Source organism: Ruegeria pomeroyi DSS-3, assembly GCF_000011965.2.
Classification (GTDB): Bacteria; Pseudomonadota; Alphaproteobacteria; order Rhodobacterales; family Rhodobacteraceae; genus Ruegeria_B; species Ruegeria_B pomeroyi.
In genome coordinates, this window is record NC_003911.12 from 552,223 (window position 1) to 567,657 (window position 15,435).

General features: G+C 64.0%; 10 protein-coding genes. 5 read left to right on the top strand and 5 right to left on the bottom strand.

All coding sequences use genetic code 11. From position 1 onward, the window contains the following. Positions 1 to 7: 7 nt before the first annotated feature. Entirely contained in the window at positions 8 to 1,288 is a 1,281-nt protein-coding gene (locus tag SPO_RS02805; RefSeq protein ID WP_044027858.1) for a nucleotide sugar dehydrogenase, read from the bottom strand. A gap of 237 nt (positions 1,289 to 1,525) precedes the next feature. Here SPO_RS02805 and SPO_RS02810 point away from each other — a divergent pair, with 237 nt between their 5' ends. Continuing rightward, on the top strand, positions 1,526 to 3,868 hold the full coding sequence (locus tag SPO_RS02810) for a mechanosensitive ion channel family protein (protein WP_044027860.1): 2,343 nt from the start codon (positions 1,526 to 1,528) through the stop codon (positions 3,866 to 3,868). 90 nt (positions 3,869 to 3,958) lie between these two features. On the opposite strand, the gene SPO_RS02815 is transcribed toward SPO_RS02810, so the two are convergent. The 4 genes from SPO_RS02815 to SPO_RS02830 are packed head-to-tail and all read right to left on the bottom strand — an operon-like array spanning position 3,959 to position 9,829. Beyond that, positions 3,959 to 5,110 (bottom strand): ABC transporter permease, encoded by a 1,152-nt coding sequence (locus tag SPO_RS02815; RefSeq protein WP_011046315.1) that lies wholly within the window; start codon positions 5,108 to 5,110, stop codon positions 3,959 to 3,961. Further along, on the bottom strand, positions 5,107 to 6,135 hold the full coding sequence (locus SPO_RS02820; RefSeq protein ID WP_011046316.1) for an ABC transporter permease: 1,029 nt from the start codon (positions 6,133 to 6,135) through the stop codon (positions 5,107 to 5,109). The genes SPO_RS02815 and SPO_RS02820 overlap by 4 nt, the downstream gene beginning before the upstream one ends. A 12-nt stretch (positions 6,136 to 6,147) precedes the next feature. Next, positions 6,148 to 8,064: an ABC transporter substrate-binding protein gene (locus tag SPO_RS02825; protein WP_011046317.1), complete on the bottom strand. Its 1,917-nt coding sequence runs from the start codon at positions 8,062 to 8,064 to the stop codon at positions 6,148 to 6,150. Next, complete coding sequence (locus tag SPO_RS02830; protein ID WP_030003176.1) at positions 8,057 to 9,829, bottom strand: ABC transporter ATP-binding protein; 1,773 nt, start codon at positions 9,827 to 9,829, stop codon at positions 8,057 to 8,059. The genes SPO_RS02825 and SPO_RS02830 overlap by 8 nt, the downstream gene beginning before the upstream one ends. Positions 9,830 to 10,070: 241 nt before the next feature. Between SPO_RS02830 and SPO_RS02835 the strand changes: the two genes are divergently transcribed. The 4 genes from SPO_RS02835 (at position 10,071) to SPO_RS02850 (ending at position 15,424) form a co-directional block, all read left to right on the top strand. Beyond that, on the top strand, positions 10,071 to 10,574 hold the full coding sequence (locus SPO_RS02835; RefSeq protein ID WP_044028966.1) for a class I SAM-dependent methyltransferase: 504 nt from the start codon (positions 10,071 to 10,073) through the stop codon (positions 10,572 to 10,574). A 100-nt stretch (positions 10,575 to 10,674) separates the two neighbouring features. Then, positions 10,675 to 11,304, top strand: a complete 630-nt coding sequence (locus SPO_RS02840) for a glutathione S-transferase (RefSeq protein WP_011046319.1) — start codon at positions 10,675 to 10,677, stop codon at positions 11,302 to 11,304. A gap of 191 nt (positions 11,305 to 11,495) precedes the next feature. After that, a complete protein-coding gene (locus tag SPO_RS02845; protein WP_011046320.1) occupies positions 11,496 to 13,904 on the top strand; it encodes a GcvT family protein in 2,409 nt (802 codons plus the stop codon). Next, positions 13,901 to 15,424, top strand: a complete 1,524-nt coding sequence (locus SPO_RS02850) for a trimethylamine methyltransferase family protein (RefSeq protein ID WP_011046321.1) — start codon at positions 13,901 to 13,903, stop codon at positions 15,422 to 15,424. The genes SPO_RS02845 and SPO_RS02850 overlap by 4 nt, the downstream gene beginning before the upstream one ends. The last annotated feature ends 11 nt before the right edge of the window (positions 15,425 to 15,435 follow it).

Consider the following 15,435-nt stretch of genomic DNA (forward strand, 5'->3'; position numbering starts at 1 on the left):
CTGCCGTCTATAGCCTTAGATCCGTGTCGGATTTGGAAAAAATGCCCTTGATATCATAGAGGACAGCGCCCGGCAGGCCAAAGGCCCGAATGGCCGCAGCCCCCAACTCGACAAACTGCCGATGCGCCACCGCAACAACAATCGCATCATAAGCGCCGGTCGTGGGTTCCGAAACCGGTGTGACGCCATATTCCTGTTCCATTGCCTCGGGGTCAACCCAGGGGTCGCAGACCTCGGTCGCGACCGAGTATTCGGCCAGTTCCGACAGGATGTCGGCCACCCGCGTATTGCGGATATCGGCGCAGTTCTCCTTGAAGGTGAAGCCCATCACCAGCACCCGCGCCCGGCCCGGGTCGATGCGGCGGGCGATCAGAGCCTTGATCAGCTGGCGCGCCACGTGGCGGCCCATGTTGTCGTTGATGCGCCGGCCCGCCAGGATCACCTCGGGGTGATAGCCGCTCTGCTCGGCCCGGTAGGTCAGGTAATAGGGGTCGACCCCGATGCAGTGCCCGCCCACCAGCCCGGGCTTGAAGGGCAGGAAGTTCCACTTGGTTCCGGCGGCCTCCAGCACTTCGAGCGTGTCGAGCCCCAGGCGCGAGAAGATCAGCGAGAATTCGTTGACCAGGGCGATGTTGAGGTCGCGCTGGGTATTCTCGATCACCTTGGCGGCCTCGGCGGTGCGGATTGAACTGGCCCTATGCACACCCGCCTTGACCACCGGGGCATAGATGGCGGCGACCCGGTCCAGCGTTTCGGCGTCCTGGGCCGAGACGATCTTGACCACATTCTCCATCGAATGCTCGGCATCGCCGGGGTTCACCCGCTCGGGCGAGTAGGCCAGCTTGATCTGCGAGTAAAGCTCCAGCCCGCTGCCCTCGGCCAGAACCGGGCCGCAGATCTCTTCGGTCACGCCAGGGTAGACCGTGCTTTCGACGATCACCATGTCGCCGGGCACCAGATGCGGCGCGATCATCCGGCAGGCGCCCTTGAGCGGTTCCAGATCGGGAGTCTTGGCATCGGTGATCGGGGTCGGCACGCCGATGATATAGACGGTGCAGCCCGCCAGATCGGCAGGATCGCAGGAAAACCGCGCCCGCGTCTCGGCCAGCGAGCGTTCCGAGACCTCGCCATTGCGATCATGGCCGCGCCCCAGCGCCGTGATATGCGCGGCATCGGTGTCGAACCCCAGCGTCTGAAAGCCTGCCCGCGCCAGACCCAGCGCCAGCGGCAGGCCGACATAGCCCAGCCCAAGCACGGCGATCCGGTCCTGATCCGTTTGGCGCGACATGGCTTGCGTTCCCGATCTTGCGTGTTTCATGGTGCGGCCGGGCGCAAAGGCCCCGTTCCGCCATCCGGTATCTTGGCCCGCAGGCAGCACCGTACTAGTCAAATCATATCGCCTTGAAAACACGATTCTGCGGTGCCGTCCGGGCAGGCGCTCCGGATAAGCCGCACTTGCCGTTTGAATGCACACCCTCGCTTCGATAGGCTGTGGCGAAGCCCAACGCCCATACAGGTTTCCGCAATGATTGTAGCCTTTCGTCTTTTCCTTGCCTGTCTTGGCTTGTTTCTGTGTCTGTCGTCACCGCTGGCGGCGCAGGTCTCGCTTTATTCAGGGATCGCCGGAACCTCGGACGAGAGCGCCGGCGGCGATCTGGCCGAGGCCATTCGCGCCGCCTCCGAGGCCGGGGCCTCGGTCATCGTGATCGACAGCGCCGGACGGGTGGCCGCAGCCGGAACCGAAGCGGGCGCGGTTGAAACCGCCCGCGTCGATCCAATGGGCGAGGCGTCACAGCTGATGAAGGCGCAGGAAAAGGTGTCCGACTTCATCGGGGCGCTGCGCTCTCGGCTCGAGGCACTGCCCTATTCCATCTTCGAGGTGCAATACATCCTGCGCCAGACCAGCCCCGACGGGCGGATCGCGACCTATGCCGAGGTGCTGGCGATCAACCTGGTGCTGCTGCTGATCGGGCGCTGGATGTCGATCGAGATCTACGGCAAGCGCATCGCACGCAAACATGTGGTGTCGCGGATCCGCGAGGCGCCGCGCGGCTATCGGGAAAAGATGCCGTTCCTGGTGTTCCGCTTCGTGATGGGGGTGGGGGCGACCCTGTTCGCCATGGTCTTTGCCTTCATCATCGGCTTCCTGATCTTTGGACCTATGCAGGATCTGTCGATCCAGTTCACGGTCACCGCGATCTTTACCGCCTATTTCCTGGCCCGGACCGCCTCGGACCTGTGGCGGATGGTGCTGTCGCCCTATCTGAGCCAGTACCGGCTGCCGCCCTTTTCGGACCGCGACGCCAAGCGGCTGTATCTCTGGGCGTCGCTGCTGGCGACCTATGATATCTCCAGCGAGCTGTTCTCGACCTGGGTCGCCGATTTCGGCCTGAACTACAATGTCTATGCCATGGTCTATGGCGTGCTGACCGGGGTCGGCGCCCTAGGCAATGTGCTGATGGTGCTGTTCAACGGGCGGGCGATCTCGAATGCCATACGCGGCGGCCGGACCAAGGACGAGGTGTCGTGGATACTGCGGCTGGTGTCGGTCGCCTGGGCGCCGGTGGTGCTGTTCTACATGGTGTTCGGCTGGCTGCAACTGGCCTTCGATCTGGTGCTGGAGCGTCCGGTTCATATCCCGCTGATGGCTGGCACCTATGGCATCTTCATGTCGGTCGTGGTCGCTTATGGCGCGATGAACTACCTGCTCGAGCGCTATTTCGACCGGACCCGGCAGGTGAAGGAGTTGAACGCCGCCCTGGCCGAGGCAGAGGCGGCGGAAGACCTGTCCATGACGGGGGTCAGCGCGCAGCGGCATCACATCGCCACGTTCGAGGACCTGGCCCGCCGGGTAGCCGGTATCCTGGCCTTTGTTGTGGGCACCTATGCGCTGGTCCTGATCTGGAACCCCGAGATGGACTGGACCGGTGATCTGCCCATCGACCGGGCGTTGGATGTGATGGTGATCATCTTCCTGGGCTATATCGTGTTTCACTTCTTCCGGATCTGGATCGACAGCAAGATTGCCGAAGAGACGGTGGATGTGCCCGAGGGAGAGCTCGGCGACGAGGGCGGCGGAACCAGCGCTAGCCGCCTGGCGACGCTGCTGCCGCTGTTCAGGGGCGCGATCCTGGCGGTTGTGGTGGTTTCGATCGTGCTGATCGCGCTGATGGAAGTGGGGATCAATGTCAGCCCGCTGTTTGCCGGTGCCGGCGTGGTCGGTCTGGCGGTGGGCTTCGGCTCGCAAACGCTGGTGCGGGATATCTTTTCGGGTGCGTTCTTTCTGGTCGATGACGCGTTCCGCAAGGGAGAGTATATCGACATCGGCGATGTGAAGGGCACGGTCGAAAAAATCTCGGTCCGTTCCTTCCAGCTGCGCCACCATCTGGGAGCGCTGCACACGATCCCCTTTGGTGAGATCAAGGTGCTGACCAACTTCTCGCGTGATTGGGTGATCATGAAACTGCCGCTGCGGGTGACCTATGACACCGACGTGGAAAAGGTGCGCAAGCTGATCAAAAACCTTGGGCAGGAGCTGCTGAGCGATCCGGTGATCGGCGACAATTTCATCCAGCCGCTGAAAAGTCAGGGTGTGATCGAGATGCAGGATTCGGCGATGATCATCCGGGTCAAGTTCATGACCAAGCCGGGCGATCAATGGCTGGTGCGCAAGCGGGTTTATCAGGACATTCGTGAGCTTTTTGCCCGCGAAGGCATCAAGTTCGCCCATCGCGAGGTCACGGTACGTCTGGCCGACGGCCAGGAGGCTGCCAAGATGACACCACAGCAGCGTGAGGCGGTAACGGGTGCGGTCCAGGCCGCCATCGACGAGGATGTGTTGGACGACATGATGGATGACGACCGCTGAGGGGGAGGCCAAGATTTTTCGTCGAAAAATCTTGGTCCAACGGTTTGGAGATTTTTCGACGAAAAATCTCGGGCCCCGCCTGCCGGTTGCTCAGCTATAGGGGTCGAGACTGTCGCGCAGGCCGTCGCCCAGGAAGTTGAAGGCCAGCACCACCACCACGATGGGTAGCATCGGGATCGCGGTCCAGGGATAAAGCTCGATGCTGGCCAGGTTCTGGGCGTCGTTCAGCATCACCCCCCAGCTGACAGCGGGCGCCCGCAGGCCAAGCCCCAGGAAGCTGAGCGCGGTCTCGCCTAGGATCATCGCCGGGATCGACAGCGTCGCGCTGGCGATCAGGTGCGACATGAAATTGGGCAGCAGATGCTTGCGGATGACCCGCCCCTTGCCCGCGCCCATCATCTCGGCGGCCCGCACATATTCCTCTTCGCGCAGGGACAGGAACTTGGCCCTCACCGAGCGCGCCAGCCCCGGCCAGTCGAGGATCCCGAGGATCACCGAGATGATGAAGAACACCGCCACCGGCGACCAGTTCGACGGCACCGCTGCCGACAGCGCGAGCCAAAGTGGCAGTTCCGGCAGCGAGCGCAGAATCTCGATCACCCGGTTGATCACCCAGTCCGTCTTGCCGCCCAGATAGCCCGCCAGCGAGCCAAAGAAGATGCCCAGCACGAAGGACACCGAGATGCCGATCAGGCCAACGGTCAGCGACAGCTGTGCGCCATAGAGGATACGGCTGAACACGTCGCGGCCCAGCCGGTCCGAGCCCCACAGGAACAGTGTCGCCCCCTCGGGCGCGCAAAACAGATGGGTGTCGCTCTCGATCAGCCCGGCCAGTTTGTAACTGTCCCCCTCGCAGAAGAAGCGGATGCGCTGCGGGTTCTCGGTATCGGGGACAAAGGTCCACTGAAAGGTCTCCAAATCCGCCTCGGCGGTGATCGGATAGATGAAGGGCCCCAGGAAATCGCCCTCATGCACCCAGCGCACCGCCTGCGGCGGGGCATAGAGGTGATCTGCGTTGCGGTAGTTGGGGGAATAGGGCGCGATGAAGCCCATGAAGGGCAGCAACAGGTAACTCAACAGCAGGAAGATGCCCGAGATCAGACCCAGCTTGTGGGTGCGGAACTTGCGCCAGACCAACAGCCAGTTGGGCGCGTCCAGATCGCGCCGTTCCAGCTGCTGGATCGACTGTTGCGGGTCATAGGGGGCGTCATCGACATAGCGTCCGTCGGGAAGTTGGGTCATGCGTCGCGCCCCTCGTATCGAATGCGCGGGTCGAGCATGACCAGCAGGATATCGGAAATCATCGTCCCGATCAGCGTCAGCAGCGCCACGAACATCAGCACGAAGCCCGACAGGAACATGTCCTGGCTCTTGAGTGCGGTCAGCAGGGTCGGGCCGATGGTTTGCAGCCCCATCACCACCGAGACCAGAACCGAGCCCGACACCATCGAGGGCAGCAGGTTGCCGATATCGGCCACAAACGGGTTGAAGGCGACGCGCAGCGGGTATTTGGCCAGCATCCGGCTGGGCGCCATGCCCTTGGCGATGGCAGTCTCCACATAGGGTTTGCCCAGCTCGTCCAGCATGTTGGCGCGCAGGCGCTGCATCATCGCCGAGGCACCGGCGGTGCCGATGACGATGGTGGGCACGATCAGGTGCACCAGCACCGACTGGATCTTGGCCCAGCTCATAGGTTGCCCTTCAAAGGCCGGGTCCATGAGACCGCCGATGGGGATATCCAGATATTTGCGCCCGTAATAATACAGGATCAGCGCCAACAGGAAGTTCGGCGTCGCCAGACCCAGATAGCCGACAAAGGCCGAGGTATAATCGGCCCAGGTCCGCGCCTTGGCGGCCGCGATCACCCCCAGCGGCAAGGCCGTGGCATAGACAAAGACAATGGCCGCCATGTTCACCAGCACGGTCAGCCACAGGCTGTCGCCGACGATCTCGGAAACGGGCCGATCGAATTCAAAGGACCAGCCGAAATTGCCCTGGATCAGGCCGGAAAACCCGTGCGGGCCGGGCATGAAGCCCATCCAGATCATGTATTGCTGCCAGACGGGCCGGTCGAGCGCGTATTCCTTGCGCAGGAACTCTGCCTTGGCCACACCCGCCGACTGGCCCGAGGCCTTGAGCTCGGCGATCTGGTTGGACAGGTAATCGCCCGGGGGCAGGTTGATGATGGCAAAGACCAGCACCGAGACCACAAGCAGGGTCATCAGCATGGTTCCGAACCGGTAAAATGCGTAGCGCAGGATTGCCATTCCGCCGATCCGTCAGTCTTGAATGAAAAATTCGTCCATCCGGTGCACGCCGAAATGTGCCCCCGGATCCCAGGCCCACATGCCTTTTTTCGGCACGTTGCGCATCCGGGCCGACACCACGATGGGCTGTGGCGCCTCGGCCAGAATGCCGATGCCATAGATCTGGTCGGCATGGATCGCCAGCATCTCGCTCCAGGCGGCGGCGCGGTCCTGATCGTTGTTGGCGCGCTCCCAGTCGTGCAGCAGCTCCATCAGCCGCTGCGCTTCGGGCAGGTCGGGCGCCTCGCCCACCTGACCGGCGGTCTGATAATGCTGTCCCCATTTCGGCCAGGCCAGGAACACCTGATCGGTGGGTGCCAGATAGGCCGGCGAGGTATAGGCCTGGGGCAGGCCATTGTCCCAGCCGAACCAGACCGATGCCATGGTGGTGCCGGCAAAGACCCGGTTGCGCAGGATGTCGCGGTCCAGCGGGCGCATGACCAGCTTGACCCCGATCTCGCGCCAGGTGTCGGTTATGATCTGCAGCGCGTTCTCGACCTCCTGCCGCTCGCCCGCCGTTTCGATCACCAGCTCCATCGGGCGGCCATCGGGCAGCAGGCGGATGCCCGCGCCGTCGCGCTTGTCCAGCCCGACCTCGTCCAGCAGCGCACTGGCCCGGGCGGGGTCATAGGCGGCCCAGGCGTCACGGTGTTCCTGCTTGAAGAAGGGCGAGGCCGGCAGCACCGCCATGGCGCCGGGCTTGGCCAGCTTGAAGTAAAGCGCCCGGTTGATCGCGTCGCGGTCGATTGCCAGCGACAGGGCCCGACGCAGACGGGCATCGCGCAGCAGCGCCCGCCAGACATCATCATTGTGGTTGAGGTTGGGATAGATCGCGATCTGCGAGGCAACGCCGGTCTGCCACAGATAGGTCTTGTATCCGCCATCGGCCTCACCTTTCTTCAGGATCGAGGCATCGCGAAAGTCGAGCCCGCGCCCCTGAAGATCGACCTCGCCCGCGTTCGACTTGGCCGCCACCAGGCCGGGGGCGACGATCTCCATCTCGATGATGTCGATATAGGGCAGCTGCACCCCGCGCGTGTCGATCCGGTGGTAATAGGGATTGCGGACGAAGTTGTGGCGGATCTTCTTGCCTTCGCTGGCGTTGATCCAGGGTTGCAGGGTCGGCAGCTGGGCATTGTCGAACTGGTACATGTTGTCCAGCTTGTTATGCAGCGCGGCCCAGCTCTTGACCCGGTTTTCCTCGACCGCGGCGGCCAGTTGCGCGGTATCGGCGTAATCCTGGTGGAACTGTTTCAGGAAATGCGCCGGTCGATAGATGAAGGGCGGGCGCGCCTGGGCCAGGGATTGCAAGAAATTGGGGTTGGGCTTGTCCCATTCAAACATGACCGTGGTGGCGTCGGGAAAGCTGACCCGGGGCGGCTGGCCTTCGATCAGCAGAAAGTCGGGCGGACCGGCGGGGCTGAGCAGCGGGTTGTTGGCCACATCCTTCCACCAGTATTCGAAATCGGCCGAGGTAAAGGGCGCGCCGTCAGACCATTTGTGCCCCTTGCGCAGGTGCAGGGTAAAGCGACGGTCCTCTTCGACCTCATAGGATTTCAGCAGGTCGGGCACCAGGTTGTAGTTTTCGTCATATCCGACCAGGCGGGCATAGCCATAGACGACCATCTGGCGGATATCCTTGGACCGGGTGATCATGGTGCGCATCACCCCGCCCGGCGTGCCAAACTCGCGGCCCTTGGCCGCGAGATCGACGATCAGCGGTTCCTCGGGGATGCGCTGGTCGATGGGTGGCAGATCGCCCGATTTCACCTCGGCCCCCCAAAAGACGGATTCCTGCAAGGTCGGCACGGTGTCGGCACGCAGCGGCAACACCCCGGCCAGAACCATGGTCAGGGCAAGCGCAAAGGCGCGGCGGGGCAGTTCAAGCATGGCAACGTACCTTGTGTCCTGGCTCCATCTCTACCAGCGAGGGTATCACGGAGTCGGTGAAACGAAAGGCCTCGGCCCAGGTATCGGGCGCACCGGCACCCAGGGCCACAAGCTTCAGATTGATCGGCCGGTCGATATCGGGTTCCGGCTGGGCGGCGATCAACGCCTTGGTATAGGGGTGTTGGGGATTGTGGAACAATGTCTCGGGCGGGGCCTGTTCGACCACCAGCCCCTGACGCATCACCGCCACCTCGTCGGCGATACGCGCCACCACGGCCAGATCGTGGCTGATGAAGAGGTAGGAGAGTTTCAGCCCCTCCTGCAGCTCTTCGAGAAGGGTCAGGATCTGGTCCTGCACCGATACGTCCAGCGCCGAGGTCGGCTCGTCGCAGACGATCATTGCCGGGTCGAGCATCAGCGCGCGCGCCACCGACAGGCGCTGGCGCTGGCCGCCGGAAAACGCATGCGGGTAACGCTTGAGCATATCGGCGTTCAGCCCGACCCTTTCCAGCGCTTCTGTCGCCTTGTCGCGTTGCTCGGCGCGGGTGCCGATCCGGTGGATTTCCAGCGGCTCGGTCATCGCGTCCTGGATGCGCATGCGCGGGCTGAGCGAGCTGTAAGGGTCCTGAAACACCATCTGCGCCTGACGCTGGAACGCGGTGCGCTGGGCGCGGGTCATGTCGTGCACGGTCAGCGGCGCGTCGCCGGGGGCGGCGCGGAACAGCACCTGGCCGCCGGGATCGGGCGGTTCCGCCCCCAGCGCGATCCGCGCGGCCGTTGTCTTGCCCGATCCGCTCTCGCCGACGATGGCCAGCGTCTTGCCGCGCGCCAGCCGGAAATCGACGCCCCGACAGGCATAGATCTGCTTGTGAGGCTGCCAGCCCCGGCCCGAGCGCATGGTATAGGTCTTGGACACATCCTTCATTTCCAGGATCAGATCGTCCTGAGGCATCGGCAGCCCGACCGCCTGGGTATCGGGGATTTCGGGTGCGGCATCGAACAGCTGCCGTGTATAGGGATGCGCCGGGTCCTTGAGCATGGCAACGGCAGAGCCGCTTTCCATCACCCGGCCCTTGTGCATCACCACCACCTGTTCGGCCATGTTGGCCACCACCCCCAGATCGTGGGTCACCAGGATCAGCGCCATGCCGGTTTCGCGCTGCAACTCCTTGATCAGGCCCAGAACCTGGGCCTGGGTGGTCACATCCAGCGCCGTTGTCGGCTCGTCCGCGATCAGCAGGTCGGGCTTGGCCACCATCGCCATGGCGATCATTGCCCGCTGCCGCATGCCCCCCGACATTTCGAACGGATAGGAGTTATAGGCGCGTTCCGGGTCGGGAAATCCCACCCTTTCGAACTGTTCCAGCACGGTCTTGCGGGCCTCGCGCTCGCTGGCGCCGCGATGCAGCCACAGCACCTCGCTGACCTGATTGCCGATCCGGTGCAGCGGTGAAAGCGAACGCATCGGCTCCTGAAAGATCATCGAGATGCGGTTGCCCCGGATCGCGCGCAACTGCCGTTCGCCAAGCTGGTTCAGGGTCAGCGGCCCGTCCTGGCCGTTCAGGGTGATGCGGCCGGTGCGGATTTGCGCCGCCTTGGGCAGGATGCGCAGCACGGCCCGGCAGGTGACGGTCTTGCCCGAGCCGGATTCGCCCACCAGCGCCAATGTCTGCCCCGGCATCACCTCGAAACTGACGTCGCGCACCACGGCGTCGCCCCGGCCAAAGCCGATGCTGAGGTTTTCGACAGACAACAAAGGGGTCATTCAGGCGTCCCACCCGACTGGCCAGAAAACGACATGATCCTATCAATACCCCCAAAGGTCTTTCTTGTTTTGATGGCACTTTCGCGCGCCGGGCGGCGGTTCGTCAAACCTCAATTTCGCAAAGATGACCGGGAAATGGCGATATTGCCGGTCAGGCGGCTGTCAAAGCGGCGCGGAATTTGGCATGAGGGGCAAAAGCGGCAGCCCCTCGGGGCCCGCGCGGATGAGGGAGATGCAGATCATGAGCCAACCAGAGCAGAGCCGTCTTGACCTGTTCATCGACCGGATGGTGTCGCAGCGCGCCTGTCTGGAGCATGCCATCGCGCAGACCGCGGGCCTGAGCGGGCCGGTCTATGAACTGGGCCTGGGCAACGGGCGCACCTATCATCACCTGCGCCAGCATGTGCAGGGGCGCGAAATCTATGTGTTCGAACGCGCGGTGGCCTCGCATCCCGATTCGACCCCGCCCGAGGCACAGCTGATCCTGGGTGATATCCGCGAGACCCTGCCGGCGACGCTGGAGCGGTTCGGCGCCACCGCCAGCCTGGTCCATGCCGATCTGGGTGGCCATAACCGGGAAAAGAACGATCGTTTCGCCCGCCTGATTTCGCCCCTGATCGAACCGCATCTGGCGCAGGGCGGGCTGATGGTGTCGAGTGACCGGATGTATTTCGAGGGGCTCGAGGAACTGCCGCTGCCCCCCGGCGCGGTCGTGGGGCGCTGCTTCATCTACCGGCGCGGATGACGCCCGGGTGATGTGCCGCAGGGTCACCGCCGCGAACGGCTAGGCGCGCGGCGCGGTTGCGGCCTAAGTTTGGCCCGAAGCTGCACCAGAGGATCCCGTCATGCTGTTTTACGACTGTTCCACCGCGCCCAACCCGCGTCGCGCCCGCATGTTCATCGCCGAGAAGGGGGTGGAGGTCGAGAGCCGCGATATCTCGATCGCGAAGGGGGAACAGTTGCAGCCAGCGTTCCGGGCCGTGAACTCGCGCGCGACGATCCCTGTGCTGGTGACCGACGAGGGCACGGTGCTGACCGAGAACCTCGGGATCGCCGCCTATCTCGAGGCGCGCTTTCCCGAACCGCCGCTGATGGGGCGCAGCGCCGATGAAAAGGGGCTGGTGCTGATGTGGAACGCCATCGCCGAACAGCAGGGCGGCGCGCCGGTGGCCGACGCGCTGCGCAACGGGCATCCGGCATTCAAGGATCGCGCTATCCCGGGCCCGGCCAACCATGCCCAGATCCCGGAACTGGCGCAACGCGGGGTGGCGCGAGTGGCGCAGTTCTTCGACCTGCTCGAGGAGAGGCTGAACGAGAGCCCGTTCATCGCCTGCGATCATTTCACGTTGGCTGATATCTCGACCTTCGTGTTTGTGGATTTTGCCCGGGTGATCAAGATGCGGGTGCCCGAGGGCAATACCGCGACCCGCGCCTGGTACGAGGCCATCAAGGCCCGCCCCAGCGCCCAGATCTAAGAGATCCGTCTCGGCGGGAGCCGGAAAACACGTGTTTTCCGGGCCGTTTTCCGTGACGGAAAACGGCGCCTGCCAAGCGGTCTGGTCCCCCTTTTTTGCCGGAAGGCAAGTCGCAAGCAGTACTGTACATAAATGTCTAGACAGCTGCCCGACCCCGCACTAGCCTGAGGCGAGGAGCAAGGGAGGGTCGCATGAAATCCCATTACCGCGTTGTCGTCATCGGAGGCGGCGTTGTCGGCGCCTCGGTTCTCTATCACCTGGCCAAGTTCGGCTGGACCGATGTGGTGATGCTCGAGCGGCGCAGGCTGGCATCGGGATCATCCTGGCACGCGGCGGGTGGCATTCATGCGCTGAACGCCGATCCCAACATGGCGGCCTTGCAGGCCTATACCATCGATTTGCTGTCCGAGATCGAGAAGGAATCGGGTCAGAACATCGGGCTGCACATGACCGGCGGTCTGACGCTGGCGGGCACGCCCGAACGCTGGGAATGGTTGCAGGCGAACTATCGCATCTTCCAGTCCATCGGCATCGACGATTGCGAACTGCTGACGCCGCAAGAGGCGCAGCGCCGATGCCCCATCATGTCGACCGATGGCGTTCTGGGCGCGATGTGGGCCGACCGCGAAGGTTACATCGACACCACCGGAACGGTGCAGGCCTATGCCACCGCCGCCCGCAAGCGCGGCGCCGAGTATTACGAGGACACCAAGGTCGAACAGCTGATCCAGACCGCTGACGGTTGGCAGGTGGTCACAGACAAGGGCACGATCACCTGCGAACATGTGGTCAATGCCGCCGGTCTCTGGGCCAAGCAGGTGGGCCGCATGGCGGGGGTCGAACTGCCGGTGTCGCCGCTGAAACACCATTATCTGATCACCGATACGGTGCCCGAGGTGGCGGCAGCGGAATTCGAGATGCCGATGACCGTCGATCTCGAAGGCTTCACCTATATGCGGCAGGACCAGAAGGGCATCCTGGTCGGCATCTACGAGATCAACCATGAACATTGGGCGATGGACGGCGCCCCGTGGAACTATGGCGAAGAGCTGTTCCAGGAACAGCTCGACCGGATCGAGAACGAGCTGATGCTGGGCTTTGCCCGCTATCCCTCGATCCAGGACGTCGGCATCAAGACCTGGGTCAACGGCGCCTTCACCTTTTCGCCCGATGGCAACCCGCTGGTCGGCCCGGTGCCGGGCAAGCGCGGCTATTGGTCGGCCTGTGCGGTCATGGCGGGCTTTCTCCAGGGCGGCGGCGTTGGCAAGACGCTGGCCGAATGGATGATCCATGGCGAGCCCGAGGCGGACGCCTGGTCGATGGATGTGGCGCGTTACGGCGACTATGCCCAGAACAAGCGCTACATTCGGGAAACCACCGGCCAGTTCTATTCGCGCCGTTTCGTGATGTCCTACCCGAACGAGCAGCTTCCAGCGGGTCGCCCGCTGAAAATGGCCCCGGCGCATGACGCGATGACGGCCGCGGGCTGCCGGTGGGGTGTCAGCTGGGATCTCGAAGTGCCGCTCTACTTTGCGCCCTCCGAGGATTTCGTCGAGAACCTGACGCTGAAACGCTCGAACGCGCATCCGATCGTGGCCGAGGAATGCCGGGTGATCCGCGAGGGTGTGGGCCTGTTGGACATCACCGGTTTTTCCCGGTTCGAGGTCTCGGGGCCTAACGCCGAAGCCTGGCTGGACAAGCTTTTTGCCACCAAACTGCCCGCGCCGGGCCGCGCGCGCCTTGCCGTGATGCTCAGCGAGACGGGCCGCCTCAAGGGCGACCTGACCCTGCTCAATTGGGGCGACGGGACATGGTGGATCATGGGGTCCTACTATCTGCGGGCCTGGCACATGCGCTGGTTCAACGACCATCTCGACGATGGGGTGTCGGTCCGTGATCTGGGCGAAGAGATCTGCGGTTTCGGCCTTGTTGGCCCCAAATCCCGCACGGTGATCGAGAAACTGGCAGAACAGGATATCTCGGAGCTGAAATTCATGGGCTGCGGCAGCTTTGACATCGGTCTGGTGCGCGCCCGCGTCGCCCGCATGTCGGTCACCGGCGAGATGGGATACGAGATCAACTGCCGCTATGGCGACCATATCGCGCTGCGCCGGATGCTGCTGGAGGCCGGGGCGGGCGAGGACATTTGCGAGGTGGGTTTCAACGCCCTGCTCTCGACCCGGATCGAAAAGAGCTTTGGCATCTGGTCGGCGGAGTTCACCCAGGACCGCACCCCCGGCATGACCGCGATGGACCGCTGGATCGCCTGGGACAAGGGCGATTTCATCGGTCGCGACGCCGCCATCGCCGAGCGTGACGGCAACGGCCCCGCCCGGGTGCAGGTGACGCTGGAGGTCGATGCGGCGGATGCCGATGCCTCGGGCTATGAACCGGTCTGGGCGGATGGGGTTCAGATCGGATTTGTGACCTCGGGCGCCTATGGCCATTACACCGGCAAGTCTTTGGCGATGGCGCTGGTGGACCGCGACAGGGCGCATCCGGGCACGTCGGTCAGCGTGCATGTCGTCGGTGTCGAACGGCCCGCCACCATCATCGCGCCTTCGCCCTATGATCCCGATGGTAAGGCAATGCGCGGATGAGCGCGGGGCGGCGGGGCAGGCGGGCACGAACCGAGGCTCCGGCGTCGGCACGCAAGGTCGACTATCGCAACCTGCGCAACCCGTTCCCGCCGATGGCGGCCTTCTCCGAGGATCGGATCGAGGCGCTGCACGAGGCGTCGCTGAGTGTTCTCGAAGAGCTCGGGATCAAGGTGCTGCACCCCGGCGCACGCGACCTCTACCGGCAGGGCGGCGCGCGCATTGATGGCGAGATGGTGCATATCGGCCGCGAGATGGTCGAGGCGGCGCTGGCCAGCGCGCCGAAATCTATCCGCATGCGTGGCGCCGTGCCCGACCGCGACGTGGTGCTGGAACTGGGAAGGATGGCGTTTCAGCCCGGCGCCGGGTGCCCCCATGCCACCGACCTGGCGCGGGGCCGCCGCCCCGGCACTATCGCCGATTTCCGCGAACTGGTGCAGATCACCCAGAGTTTTGACGTGCTGCACATGGTGCCGCCACTGGTCGAGGCGCAGGACGTGCCGATGCACCTGCGCCACATGGCGATGACCGAGGTCGAGCTGACCCAGTCCGACAAGGTGCCTTTCCTCTATTCTCGCGGCACGCCGCAGGTGATGGACGGGTTCGAAATGATCCGCGACTTTCGCGGTCTGTCGGATGCCGAATTTCGGGCGCAAAGCTGGTGCTACACGATCATCAACACCAACTCGCCGCGCACCATCGACATGCCCATGGCGCAGGGGCTGATCGACTTTGCCCGGCATGGCCAGATGGCGATCATTACCCCCTTTACCCTGATGGGCGCGATGGCGCCGGTGACGGTGGCGGGCGCCATGACGCTCAGCCATGCCGAGGCGCTGGCGGCGATCACGCTCAGCCAGCTGGCGCAGCCCGGTGCACCGGTCTGCTATGGCACCTTCACCAGCAATGTGGACATGAAATCGGGCGCACCCGCCTTTGGCACGCCGGAACATTTCACCGCCTCGCTGGTGGCTGGGCAACTGGCGCGGCGCATCGGCCTGCCCTGGCGCTGCGCCGGGGGAAGTGCCGCCAATATCAACGACGCCCAGGCCGCGAACGAGACGCAGTTCGGCCTTTGGGGCTGTCTCCTGGCCGGGGCCACGGTGACGATCCACGCGGCAGGCTGGCTCGAAGGCGGGCTGACCGTCTCATACGAAAAGATCATCACCGATCTGGAGGTGCTGCAAATGGTGGCCGAGCTGTGCGCGGGTACCCCGGCGACCGATGCCGATATCGCGCTCGATGCCCTGCGCGAGGTGCCGCCGATGGGCCACTTCTTTGGCGCCGCACACACGATGGCGCGCTATCAGACCCAGTTCTATGAACCGCTGGTGGGCGACTGGTCGAACTTCGGCCAGTGGAGCGAGCGCGGGGCGGTCGATGCCAATCATCGCGCCACTGGCATCTGGCGCGGGATCGTGGATAATTTCGAACCACCGCCCATGGACCCGGACCGGGTCGCGGCGCTGCAAGACTTCATCGCGCGCCGAACCGCCGAAGGGGGCGCCCCACCCGAAAGCTGAGGAGACCCGCC

Bases quoted from the DNA above. Each gene is read 5' to 3' on its own strand.
- SPO_RS02825 (WP_011046317.1), bottom strand. From the start codon at position 8,064: ATGCTTGAACTGCCCCGCCGCGCCTTTGCGCTTGCCCTGACCATGGTT.
- SPO_RS02805 (WP_044027858.1), bottom strand. From the start codon at position 1,288: ATGTCGCGCCAAACGGATCAGGACCGGATCGCCGTGCTTGGGCTGGGC.
- SPO_RS02810 (WP_044027860.1), top strand. From the start codon at position 1,526: ATGATTGTAGCCTTTCGTCTTTTCCTTGCCTGTCTTGGCTTGTTTCTG.
- SPO_RS02835 (WP_044028966.1), top strand. From the start codon at position 10,071: ATGAGCCAACCAGAGCAGAGCCGTCTTGACCTGTTCATCGACCGGATG.
- SPO_RS02850 (WP_011046321.1), top strand. From the start codon at position 13,901: ATGAGCGCGGGGCGGCGGGGCAGGCGGGCACGAACCGAGGCTCCGGCG.
- SPO_RS02815 (WP_011046315.1), bottom strand. From the start codon at position 5,110: ATGACCCAACTTCCCGACGGACGCTATGTCGATGACGCCCCCTATGAC.
- SPO_RS02830 (WP_030003176.1), bottom strand. From the start codon at position 9,829: ATGACCCCTTTGTTGTCTGTCGAAAACCTCAGCATCGGCTTTGGCCGG.
- SPO_RS02840 (WP_011046319.1), top strand. From the start codon at position 10,675: ATGCTGTTTTACGACTGTTCCACCGCGCCCAACCCGCGTCGCGCCCGC.
- SPO_RS02845 (WP_011046320.1), top strand. From the start codon at position 11,496: ATGAAATCCCATTACCGCGTTGTCGTCATCGGAGGCGGCGTTGTCGGC.
- SPO_RS02820 (WP_011046316.1), bottom strand. From the start codon at position 6,135: ATGGCAATCCTGCGCTACGCATTTTACCGGTTCGGAACCATGCTGATG.